The 11,931-nt window shown below is 47.6% G+C and carries 11 protein-coding genes; 8 read left to right on the top strand and 3 right to left on the bottom strand.

What is annotated here, in order from left to right; genetic code table 11:
* The first annotated feature begins 1 nt into the window (after nt 1).
* From MHI06_RS27025 to fni, 3 genes are all read left to right on the top strand, one after another.
* A complete protein-coding gene (locus MHI06_RS27025; RefSeq protein ID WP_340399650.1) occupies nt 2-1,150 on the top strand; it encodes a glycosyltransferase family 2 protein in 1,149 nt (382 codons plus the stop codon).
* Nucleotides 1,147-2,628, top strand: coding sequence for a phytoene desaturase family protein (gene crtI / locus MHI06_RS27020; protein WP_340399649.1), 1,482 nt, complete (start codon nt 1,147-1,149; stop codon nt 2,626-2,628). Before MHI06_RS27025 ends, crtI begins: the two co-directional genes overlap by 4 nt.
* 334 nt (nt 2,629-2,962) lie before the next feature.
* Nucleotides 2,963-4,030, top strand: coding sequence for a type 2 isopentenyl-diphosphate Delta-isomerase (fni, locus tag MHI06_RS27015; RefSeq protein ID WP_340399648.1), 1,068 nt, complete (start codon nt 2,963-2,965; stop codon nt 4,028-4,030).
* A 150-nt stretch (nt 4,031-4,180) separates the two neighbouring features.
* On the opposite strand, the gene MHI06_RS27010 is transcribed toward fni, so the two are convergent.
* Both MHI06_RS27010 and MHI06_RS27005 read right to left on the bottom strand, forming a co-directional pair.
* The gene (locus tag MHI06_RS27010) at nt 4,181-4,633 is read right to left on the bottom strand and encodes a hypothetical protein (protein WP_340399647.1); all 453 of its coding nucleotides are present in this window, start codon (nt 4,631-4,633) and stop codon (nt 4,181-4,183) included.
* Between the two features lie 45 nt (nt 4,634-4,678).
* Complete coding sequence (locus tag MHI06_RS27005) at nt 4,679-5,113, bottom strand: hypothetical protein (RefSeq protein WP_340399646.1); 435 nt, start codon at nt 5,111-5,113, stop codon at nt 4,679-4,681.
* 208 nt (nt 5,114-5,321) lie between these two features.
* Between MHI06_RS27005 and MHI06_RS27000 the strand changes: the two genes are divergently transcribed.
* Nucleotides 5,322-5,792 carry a GNAT family N-acetyltransferase gene (locus tag MHI06_RS27000; RefSeq protein WP_340399645.1) on the top strand — a complete coding sequence of 157 codons (471 nt, stop codon included), beginning with the start codon at nt 5,322-5,324 and terminating at the stop codon, nt 5,790-5,792.
* A gap of 192 nt (nt 5,793-5,984) precedes the next feature.
* The gene (gene ychF, locus MHI06_RS26995; protein ID WP_340399644.1) at nt 5,985-7,085 is read left to right on the top strand and encodes a redox-regulated ATPase YchF; all 1,101 of its coding nucleotides are present in this window, start codon (nt 5,985-5,987) and stop codon (nt 7,083-7,085) included.
* Between the two features lie 140 nt (nt 7,086-7,225).
* Here ychF and MHI06_RS26990 read toward each other — a convergent pair whose 3' ends face one another.
* A complete protein-coding gene (locus MHI06_RS26990; RefSeq protein WP_340399643.1) occupies nt 7,226-8,080 on the bottom strand; it encodes a carbon-nitrogen hydrolase family protein in 855 nt (284 codons plus the stop codon).
* A 522-nt stretch (nt 8,081-8,602) separates the two neighbouring features.
* Here MHI06_RS26990 and prfA point away from each other — a divergent pair.
* The 3 genes from prfA to MHI06_RS26975 all read left to right on the top strand — a co-directional run bounded on the left by prfA (nt 8,603) and on the right by MHI06_RS26975 (nt 11,885).
* Nucleotides 8,603-9,670 carry a peptide chain release factor 1 gene (prfA, locus tag MHI06_RS26985; RefSeq protein WP_340399642.1) on the top strand — a complete coding sequence of 356 codons (1,068 nt, stop codon included), beginning with the start codon at nt 8,603-8,605 and terminating at the stop codon, nt 9,668-9,670.
* Between the two features lie 24 nt (nt 9,671-9,694).
* Nucleotides 9,695-10,579, top strand: coding sequence for a peptide chain release factor N(5)-glutamine methyltransferase (prmC, locus tag MHI06_RS26980; RefSeq protein WP_082218880.1), 885 nt, complete (start codon nt 9,695-9,697; stop codon nt 10,577-10,579).
* An 85-nt stretch (nt 10,580-10,664) separates the two neighbouring features.
* Nucleotides 10,665-11,885 (top strand): FtsW/RodA/SpoVE family cell cycle protein, encoded by a 1,221-nt coding sequence (locus tag MHI06_RS26975; protein WP_169479783.1) that lies wholly within the window; start codon nt 10,665-10,667, stop codon nt 11,883-11,885.
* Nucleotides 11,886-11,931 lie beyond the last annotated feature (46 nt).

Raw genomic sequence — 11,931 nt, 5'->3', positions numbered from 1 at the left:
CATGAATGCATCTGAAATCTTCTGGATTGTGCTTACCTGCATATTGGGCATACAGTTGCTGTTCGCTCTATGGAACGTCTCCTGTCTGCCCAAAGTGCGTTCATTCCGAGTAGACCGAATACAACCACCAGACCTGCTGGTCTCGGTGCTGATTCCAGCCAGAAATGAAAGACTACATATTGAAGGATGTCTGGAAAGTGTGCTCGCGAGCGATACGTCGGGATTCAGGATGGAAGTATTGGTGCTGGATGATCGCTCCGAAGATGAGACAGCGGCCATGGTACAAGGGATTGCGGATCGCGATGCACGCGTGCGTCTGCTGCATGGTGTCGATCTTCCCGAGGGCTGGATGGGGAAATCCCATGCGTGTCACAGGCTGGTTCAGGAGGCCAAGGGAGAATGGTATATGTTCGTGGATGCGGATGTACGTCTCGAGCCAAGTGCTATTCGGCAGACTCTGGCGGCAGGGTGTGAGCAGAGCGGGGGTCTGGTAACCGGTTTTCCTTATCAGGTAACGAAGACGTGGATGGAGAAGCTTGTCGTACCGATGATGGTCTTCACCATCATCAGTCATCTGCCCATTTTTATGATACGCAGGTCATCCAGTCCGATGTTTGTGGCCGCTACGGGGGCTTTTTTGCTGATTCATCGCTCCAGTTACGAAGCATCCGGCGGTCATGCTGCCATTCAGGCGCATCTGGTGGATGATATGAGTCTTGCCAAAGCAGTCAAGCGTGCAGGTCATCCGGTGATGCTGACAGACGTGCATGACGTAACAAACACCCGCATGTATCAGAACGGTGCTGAAGTATGGAATGGATACAAGAAAAACATGTACGAAGGTATGGGACGTAAAGACTTACTGCTGCTGGGTACGATGCTGATGTATACGTTAATGTATATTGTGCCTCCGCTGGGCTTGATTATTGGACTCCTGATGGGCAGTTCGATGTTCATTCTGTATGGATTGATAGGAACTTTATTAGGTATGGCTGTGAAAAGAGTAGCGGATCATGCTGGTGGACAACCCTGGTGGCTTGCCCTCCTGCAACCGGTCAGCATGGCCTGTGTCATTGCCATCGGATTCGCTTCCTGGCAGGCAGGCCGCTCCGGCAAGGGGTATGTATGGAAAGGTAGGCGGTACAGTTGAGAGGTAACGTCATTATAATCGGTGCAGGATTTGGAGGTCTGTCGTGTGCAATACGACTGGCTTCACAAGGTGTGCAGGTGACCATTCTGGAACGGCAGCAACACGTAGGTGGCAAGCTACAGCAGATTGAGGGGGACGGGTATCATTTTGACCGGGGACCGAGCACAATCACGATGCCATCGACCTTTCGTTCAGTCTTCGACCATGCTGGAGTAGCAATGGAAGATTACGTACAGTTATATGAGTTAGAGCCGCGCACGCGTAATATATTTGCAGATGGCACAGTGGTAGATTTGTCAGGCAATCGCGGGTGGATGAAGGAGCAGATCGCTGCGTACAGTCCGGAGGATGCAGCTCGTTATGATGCGTTTATGGATGAGTCTGCTGCACTGTATGCGGAAGCCAATCGTCATTTTCTGGGTAAGTTGCTGCTATCTCCTTCTGACAAATACAATCTCCAAATGCTGCGCAGCTTGCTCCGCGTGCGGCCAACGGTGAAGCTGGATAAGCTGCTACGCTCGTATTTCCAACATCCGCATACGCTCGCTATGTTCGGACGGTACGCGACCTATGTGGGATCATCGCCGTATCAATCGCCTTCCATCTTTGCCATGATGGGTCATGTGGAAGCAGAAGTGGGCATCTACGGGGTCAAAGGTGGAACCTATCAACTGATCGAAGGTATGACCCGGCTGGCTCGGGAAATAGGTGTACAGATCATTACCGGCACAGAGGTCCGGCAGATTGTTGTTCGGAATGGAAAAGTGGCTGGCGTGGATACGGATCAAGGCTTCCGCGAAGCAGATCAAGTGGTTGCGAATGGAGATGTGCTTAGCGTAAATCGACTGCTGCTCGCACCGGAACACCGGAAAGAGATGAGCGATGCGCGCATACGGAAGTATGAACCATCCATCTCGGGATTTGTAACGCTGGCGGGTGTGCGAAGACAATATGATGCACTGCTGCACCATACGGTTTTCTTCCCGGAACGGTATGAACCGGAGTTTGACCATATTTTCCGCGACCGTAAAATGCCCGACGATCCCACGATCTACATCTGTTACTCCGGTTATTCGGAAGCAGGCATGGCCCCGGCGGGAGCCAGTAACCTATTCATTCTAGTCAATGCCCCCTACTTGTCGGATTCGTGGAATTGGGAGCAGCAGACGGAACGTTACGGAGCGTTTGTGCTGGAACAATTGGCAGCGCGGGGAATTACCGGGTTGAATGAATCCGATGTGCTGATCCGGTACACACCGCGAGATATCGAACGGGATACTTTGGCGCATCAAGGGTCGATCTATGGCATCTCCTCCAATTCGGTGAAACAGACCTTTATGCGACCGGGCAACCGAAGCAAAGATGTCCAAGGACTCTGGTACGTCGGCGGAACGACACATCCAGGCGGCGGAACCCCGATAGTGACGTTGTCCGGACAGCTTGTTGGTGAGCAATTGGCATCGGAAATCTTAAGATAAGATCGTTGTGTAGGATGATGGAGTGAAATGTGTTCTGTTGATCCATGTGCGTGTGCATCGTCTCTGCTAATTAACTTTGAAGCTGCTACGGATGATCCGTGCTGTTGAGTAGGTATGAGATAGTGGTGCTCCGGGATTTAAGTGAGACATTTGGTGTCGGGGCATCCTTTCAATAGCTGGTTTGGAACGTTATACTGGATAGAGTTAAACTGCTGAGCTGCAATGCTTATAGGATTAATGTTTTTGTCTTTTGCAAAAGACGTATATACATAGAAGTAAGGAACGGGCAGGTTATCCTGTCGATCCGCACGATTCTCACATAGGAGGTCTCATCATGAATGAACAAGAGCGAGCCGGCGAACGGCTGCTTCCCGAAGTGGCTACGGGAGAACGGAAGCTGGAACACGTGCGCCTCTGTCTTGAGGAGAATGTGGCAGGAGAAGGGGTAACCAGCGGCATGGAGCGGTATGCGTTTCGTCATCATCCACTGCCGGAACTGGATTTTGAAGAGGTGCATCTGGAGACTTCGTTTATTGGCAAAAAAGTACGCACACCCTTGCTCATCAGTTCGATGACGGGTGGAAGCAAAACAACGGGCGCCATCAATGAGCGCCTCGCTCGAGTAGCAAACGCCAGAGGCTGGGCGCTCGGCGTAGGTTCGATCCGGGCTGCCATAGAACAGCCGGAACTGGCAAGTACCTTCGATGTGCGGCGCTGGGCACCGGACATCCCGGTCATTGCCAACCTGGGCGCGGTGCAGCTGAACTATGGTTTCACAACAGCTGATTTCCAACGTGCCGTAGATATTGCGGGTGCGGACATGCTCGTGCTTCATCTGAACACGTTGCAGGAAGTTTTCCAGCCGGAAGGTAACACCAACTTCAGCGGATTATTTCAGCGGATTGAAAACTTGTGTCGTGAGCTAGACGTACCTGTTGGCGTAAAAGAAGTAGGTTTTGGCATCGATGGCGTGACGGCAAAAGGGCTGTATGAAGCAGGTGTGGCGTTTATCGATGTGGCTGGTGCAGGTGGTACAAGCTGGGTACAGGTAGAGAAGTACCGCAACAATAACCCGGTACGCCGGGCAGCAGCTGAAGCTTTTGCCGACTGGGGCATTCCGACAGCGGAGTGTATTCAGGAAGTACGAGCGCTGAATCCTACTGGTGCCCTGATTGGTAGCGGTGGACTGCACACTGGTGTGGACGCGGCCAAAGCCCTCGCGCTCGGTGCTGATCTAGCCGGCTTCGGTCGATCTCTGCTCGAATCCGCAGTTGCATCGGATGATACTCTGAATGATCGGTTGGAACAGGTTGAGTTTGAACTTCGTACCGTGATGTTTGGTATTGGCGCAGGTCAGATTGAGGATCTGAAGCAGACGACACGTCTGGTGGAACGGCGTTAGGCCGAGGGTGAAAATGAAGATGATATAAGCTTCATTGGAGTTATTTAATTATATATTTTGATTCTACTAACATTGCTTCCTATATAATCTGGAACAAAAATAGTGTAGAGGATACTTCATTAAGAAATATCCTCTACACTATTTATTACATTAAAATTGTCGGGCACTGATATTCATATCCATTTTATGTCCTGTTGAACTATAGATATAAACTTTGACGTTTGTTGTGCCTATGACACCTATTCTTGTTGTTTTTTGAGTCTCTTTCTCGATTGGAATGTCAGTGGGGGAAAGATTGCCCACGGTAATTTTGGCATAAATAGTATCCGTACTATTGTTCTGAATCCAAACATTCGCATCTTCTCCGTTGTCAGGAACCAATGTGAATGATTTTTCGTACGCATTGTAACTGCTGTAATTGAATGGTCTGATAAGCTGTACATCCATTGGAGTAATATTCGAATCCTCAGTGTTCTCCATAGTGATTGGAGAAGTAGTAAGAGCATCTTGCACTTTATCCTCTAAATCAACAGCACTAGCTGGATATGCAGAAAGTAATATGGACAAAGCTACGCCTGCACCTAAAATTATGTTGAATAACAATGTAATTTCCTCCTTATTCAATTACATAATCGTGTTGCCGAATTATTACATACATTCCTCTTTCACGGTGACATTCTCATTGGTTACGGTAACGTAGGAATTGCCTGACAAGTATTCGGTATAACCGCAAACTGTTTTGTTATAGGTTTTTCCGCGGCTGTCCGTGAACGCCAAGGAGACGACACCCTCCCCGGAAAGTTTCAGCTGCGGGGCGAATTTCATGTTTGCTCCCCTGGGAATATCCTTATCGAATATGTAGGTGGAGCCACTCTCGTTGTTGTTAAATGAGTTGTCGCCTTGGACTAGGCTAGCCTGAATATTGGTGAGGTCATAGTCGGACTGATTGTGGATCGTGATCCTTAAGTGGCGAAAGGGATCCATTGCATTCAGAAAGCTCATAAAAGCGACGATGGCGATTCCGAGTATGATAGCGGACAAGATAATAATTTTCTTTTTGGAGAATCGGCGACGTGTGTTCACTATGATCTACTCCTTTCCTTCATGAGGTATAAACGGTTCAAAGAGATCAATAGTTATACACAAAAATGGATAATATGAAATTTGAATTCAAATCGTCAGAATAACTTCATGCGCTAAGCGGGATAACAAGATACAATACGATATAGTAGTGCAATAGAAGAGTGTACAGAGATCTTACATAGAACACTCAATTGAGGAGGGAAACAAGTTGGAACTTTCTCCAATGAATCAGGAAGATTATGCGAGTTTTCACATTCGCTCCATTAAAGATTTTGCAGAAGAAAAAGTAGAAGCAGGTACCTGGGCGGAGGAAGAGGCGCAGCAACTGGCGGAGGAATCTTATGAACGTTATCTGCCAGAAGGCTTGAATACACCGGGAGCGTATCTCTACAATCTGGTGCATCCTGTGGACGGCAATGTGGGGTATATCTGGTTTAATATCACGGATAATCGTCGTGGGAAGGATGCTTTTTTGCTGGATATTGTGGTTGAAGAAGCGCACCGTGGTAAGGGATACGGAACAGAGACAATGCAGGCGCTTGAACAGACGGCCTTGAGTCTTGGCGTGGATCGCATTGGTTTGCATGTGTTTGGACATAATGTGCGGGCGAGCAGCCTGTATCGCAAGATGGGATATGAGGTAACGGATCTGACGATGTATAAGGAAATCAAAGGGTAAACTTAAAAGCGGATAATCTAAGCCAAAGTTATCAGCTACACAAAACGAAACATCTGCAGTAACTGGGGATTTCGGGAAGCGGAAGGGACTCTGGTCGAATTGGCGAAGTTCCTTGATGCCTTGAGGTTTGTCATATATAATGTATAGGATTATCCATACCGAACAAGTAATCAATGAGGAGTTGTCATATACATGGCTTTGAAAGCTGGAATCGTGGGTTTGCCTAACGTAGGTAAATCTACATTGTTTAACGCAATTACACAAGCAGGTGCCGAATCGGCAAACTATCCGTTCTGTACGATTGACCCTAACGTGGGGATCGTTGAAGTACCCGATGAGCGTTTGGACAAACTGACAGAACTCGTTGTACCTAAGAAAACAGTACCAACGGCGTTTGAGTTTGTAGATATCGCGGGTCTTGTTCGCGGTGCGAGCAAAGGCGAAGGTCTGGGTAACAAGTTCCTTGCCCACATTCGTGAAGTAGATGCAATTGTACACGTGGTACGTTGCTTTGTAGATGAGAACATTACACACGTCGATGGCAAAATTGACCCGGTAAGCGACATCCAGACGATCAATCTGGAACTGATCCTGGCCGATATCGAGAGTGTTGAGAAGAAAATCGATCGCTCCAAGAAAAACATGAAGGGCGGCAACAAGTCTGCCTCTCAAGAAGTAGAAGTGCTGGAGAAAGTGAAGGCTGTTCTGTACGATGACAAGCCGGCACGCAGCATGGAACTTACGGATGACGAGCTTCTGATCGTGCGCGATCTGCACTTGCTTACCCTGAAGCCTGTTCTGTACGCAGCCAATGTAGCTGAGGACGAAATCGGCGACGTGGCGAACAATGCTTACGTGCAAAAAGTAAGAGAATTCGCAGCTGCTGAAAATGCAGAAGTGGTGCCAATCAGTGCGAAGGTTGAAGAAGAGATTTCTGAGCTGGAAGGCGAAGATAAACAAATGTTCCTGGAAGAACTCGGTATCGAGGATTCCGGTCTGAACCTGTTGATCAAAGCGGCTTACAAATTGCTCGGTCTGTACACATACTTCACAGCAGGCGTACAGGAAGTTCGTGCATGGACAATCCGTAAAGGAACGAAAGCTCCTGGCGCAGCGGGTGTCATTCACACCGACTTTGAGCGCGGATTCATCCGGGCAGAGGTTGTTTCTTACGACGATCTGGTTGCAGCGGGTTCCATGAACGGTGCCAAAGAGCGCGGACAACTTCGTCTTGAAGGTAAAGAGTACGTTGTAAATGACGGCGACGTTATGCACTTCCGTTTCAACGTATAGGTTGTTACACCTTTATATGTAGATTCAATAACCAAAACCCTACGATCTTCTCGTGAAGATTGTAGGGTTTTTAATATCCATGTATGGGGCCACTTCAATCGTAATGTACGTATGTACGGATCAATTCATATGAGGTTTGCTTAGTTACCAACAATAGTCTTGAAAGAATAGTGTTCTTTATTTATATCAAACGAATCTGCAAGCATTCTTTCACCATTTCTAGCTTGATTAAGAAGATCGGGGTCTAATTCGCCTAACATCAATTCAACGTTGTCTTGAGAGGCATCAATTAGATTATCTCCTAGAGGGTTCCATATACCGCTATGTCCACACGTATCCCAGACTCCGGTTGTTCCAACGTGATTACACATCGCCGTAAATATCGTATTATCCAGAGCACGTGCAGGGAACCATACTCGTGACTCTTTATACCCCATTCCTTTACTAAAAAGAGAGCTACTCATGTATAAATGACAGCCATTTTGTGCTAAAAGACGAGAATGTTCAGGGAAACCTGCGTCATAACAGATGGCCATCCCAATATTCCAACCCTTTAATTTAATGATGACCTGCTCATTATTGCTAGAAAACATTTCCTTCTCCGTTTGGAATAAATGAGACTTGTCATAAACGCCTACCTCATGTCCATTGGAATCTATTATAATTGAAGAGATGAACACATCCTCGCCTCTTCTTACAGGGGTTCCGATGATTGACCAAATGCCGTACTTTTCGCATGCATGACGCAACTTTTCAATCCGCGCATCATTAATGGAAAGCGTGTATTCAGTTACATTGGATTCTACAATTTCTGGCACATATCCCGTCAGATATTTTTCTGGAAACATGATAATATCGGCCTGCTCTTTTCCAGCTTCTTCAATCATCTCATAAGCCCTATTAACGTTCTCTTCAATATTTCCGTCGATCGAAGAACACTGTGCTAAAGCAATCTTTAATTTTTCTGTTGGAAAAGCATCTGGTGTTAAGTTCATATCATCCATTCCCTCCTAAAATAAAATATCAAAAACATGAATTATAGCGTCTATTGTATATATTTTACAACATCAGAAAGAAACTTGAATGATCTATTTGTTACAAACATTTCCGGTGGGTTAATCCATGAGCAGGATGGCCACGAGTGAAAGGTGAGAAAATTGCATTATAAAAAAAAGTTCATCCGCCTGCGGAACAGTTACTATTCAGAACCATAAGAATATGCTATAATTAAGAGTCGTATACCACGTTGGATTTCGCGCTGTAACAGATGAGCTGAAGCGAGCTTCACACAGGGTACACGATTTCTTGATATCACTTTAAAAGTAAAGGATTTGATGACGTTGTAGCGATGTTATACGTCGATCATACATGAATGTGAATACATGCTGCGGTCAGGGGATTCGGTGAGAATCCTGTGCGTTGTGGAATATAGATTATAGATGTTATGAATAATGAAACCGAAATAATTATTAAAAACGATATGTGCATGGACAAAATAATGCGTGAGGTGACTATACATGTTGGATAAATTACAGGCGTTAGCCGACCGTTATGACAAGTTGAGTGAGTTGCTGTGTGACCCGGATGTAGCAAGTGACAACAAAAAGCTGCGGGAATATTCCAAAGAACAATCCGATCTGCAACCGACTTATGAAGCGTACAATGAATACAAACAGGTAAGTCAGGATCTCGAAGCTGCCAAGGAAATGCAGGGCGAAAAACTGGATGATGAGATGCGCGAAATGGTCAAAATGGAAATTGACGAACTGAGCACTCGCCAGAAGGAACTGGACGAATTGATTCGTGTACTCATGTTGCCAAAAGATCCGAATGACGACAAGAACGTTATTGTTGAGATTCGCGGCGCAGCTGGTGGAGATGAAGCAGCATTGTTTGCAGCAGATCTGTACCGTATGTACACTCGTTATGCAGATCAACAAGGCTGGCGTGTAGAACTGATGGACGTGAACACAAATGATCTCGGTGGATTCAAAGAGGTTGTTTTCCTGATCAACGGACGCGGCGCATACAGCAAAATGAAATACGAAAGCGGCGCACACCGTGTGCAGCGTATTCCAACAACTGAATCCGGCGGACGTATTCATACGTCAACTTCAACGGTTGCGGTTATGCCTGAAGCCGAAGATTTCGATATCGAAATTCACGACAAAGACATCCGTGTCGATACGTTCTGTTCCAGTGGTGCCGGTGGACAATCGGTTAATACGACGAAATCCGCAGTACGGGTAACGCACGTTCCAACGGGAATTGTGGCGACATGTCAGGATGGAAAATCACAGAACTCCAACAAGGAAAAAGCGTTGCAGGTTCTGCGTACACGTATCTTCGATATGAAACGTATGGAAGAGGAAGCGAAGATCTCTGTTGAGCGGAAGAGCAAAGTGGGAACGGGCGACCGCAGTGAGCGTATTCGTACGTACAACTTCCCGCAAAGCCGTGTGACGGATCACCGTATCGGCCTGACAATGCACAAGCTGGATCAGATCATGAACGGGGAGATTGAAGATATCTTATCTGCACTGACGATTGCTCAGCAGACCGAGTTGATGGATAGAGGAGAATAATCTGTGACCCGCGCGCAGTTTGTCATGACGCCGGAACAGAGCTGTCGGGAAGCCTTCGTGGAGGCTTCCTCTTTTTTGGAGAAGTGCGGCGTGTACGAGCCGCAAAACAATGCTCGGCTGCTGCTGGAACATGTACTCGGCGTCTATGGCGCCGCGTACTACATGATGCAGCCGGAGCCCTTTCCCAGCGAGCATCGCAGCCGCTGGGAGGACGCCGTCACGCGCAAGGCTGCGGGTGAGCCGGCGCAATACATTATCGGTAGCCAGGAATTCTATGGGCTGCCGTTCGAGGTCACGCCGGCCGTGCTGATTCCGCGGCCGGAGACTGAGCTGTTGGTCGAGGCTGTGCTGCGCGAAGCCGACCGCGTGTTTCCTGACGGCGCTCCGCTCGCCGTCGATATTGGCACGGGCAGTGGCGCCATCGCGGTGACGATGGCTTCACTACGCCCGCGCTGGCAGGTAGGCGCCGGGGATCTCTCGGCGGCTGCCCTGCAAGTGGCCGCGCGGAACGCGGCCGCGAACGGGGTACAGATCGACTTCCGTGAAGGCGATCTTCTGGCCCCGTTCGCCGGGGCACGGGTGGACATCCTGGTGTCCAACCCGCCATACATCCCGGCGGCGGATATCGCCGGGTTGCAACAAGAGGTGCGCGATCATGAGCCGCGCATGGCACTGGATGGCGGTCCGGACGGGCTCGCACCGTACCGTATCATGCTGGAGCAACTGGCACTGTTGCCTGCGCCGCCACAGATTATTGGTTTTGAGCTGGGCCAGGGGCAGGCTCGCGACATCGCAGCTTTGCTTGAATCGGCGGGACATTGGCCGGAAATTATCATTGTACCGGACCTTGCCGGAATCGAGCGGCATGTCCTGGGTGTTCGTACTTCGGAACAGGTGACGAAAATGTAAGGTTCCGCGGGTTTTCTTTTTGCCGTGAAATCCTCTACAATGAGATATACCGAAGATTTCTGAATGCTTGGGGGAACATAATTACATGCTGCACAAATTTAAAAAGATAGACTATTCTATTGTTTTTATACTCGTTATTCTGATGGTTATCAGTATTTTGTCGATTTACAGTACAACGTTTGGTCGTCCAAGATGGGAATCCTATCCCCAAAGGGCAGGGATTTTCTATATTATAGGTTTCATCGTATTCTTCGGAATGTCCATGATTAACTATAAAGTGATCATTAAAAACTATTTATATATCTACGGTGTGGGTTTACTGCTACTCGTCATCGTTAACTTTTTTGGTGTTACGTATTATGGAGCCCAAGGCTGGTTATCCATATTTGGCCTGAGTTTGCAGCCTGCAGAATTATTTAAGCTATGTTTAATCGTTTTCCTGTCTGCTCTGCTTGCGAAAAAGAAAAACAGACCCTTATTCTTCGGGCGGGATGTCATTCCGATCGCACTGTGCGTTTTGCCTCCCTTGTTATTGGTTCTACTTCAAAATGACTTGGGGAATGCTTTGAGTTATGTAGTCATTCTTGTCGGCCTGTTGTGGATTGGCAATGTGAAATTCAGCCATGCACTGATTGGTTTTGTGATTGCTGTTGCTGCCTTTATTGGTGGAACACAGGCCTATATTCATTATCATGATGAAGTTGCCAAGTTCCTCAAGGATATTGGACGTGCTCACTGGGCTGAGCGGTTTGACCCTTGGCTCGTGCCAGAACAGACATCCAGAGATGTTTTGTGGCAGACCTACAATGCCAAGTTAGCCATAGGTTCCGGAGGAATAAGTGGTAAAGGGTATCTCGAAGGTACGACAATCCAGTCCAATCGAGTACCACTCGCATACGCGGATTCCATCTTTGTGCAGATTGGTGAAGAATTCGGTTTTGTTGGAGCCTCGGTATTGTTACTGCTCTACTTTATTCTGATTCACAGGCTGGTGTTGATCGCACTAGAGTGCAAGGATCGGGCTGGGCCGTACCTGATTGTAGGTATAATTTCGATGCTGCTCTATCAGATTTTTGTTAATATTGGTCCGTTTATCGGTCTGATGCCATTAACTGGGATCACACTTCCATTTATCAGTTTCGGCGGTACCTCTCTTGTGCTCAACATGCTCAGTATGGGTGTTGTCATGAGTATCAAAGTGCATACGGAAGAAAATGAAGATATCCTGGGTTCATCAGAACAACTCAGTATCACGGAGATGGTCATGAAGTTGTTCAGACGGAAGCCATCCCAGCAGGAGCAATAACTCTCTCGAATCAACCCGTGGAATAGCACGTAAAATATTTGCGTAT

This window comes from Paenibacillus sp. FSL H8-0079, from assembly GCF_037991315.1.
GTDB lineage: Bacteria > Bacillota > Bacilli > Paenibacillales > Paenibacillaceae > Paenibacillus.
The sequence above is the reverse complement of the archived record's forward strand: the minus strand, read 5'-3'. Positions and strand labels throughout refer to the sequence as shown.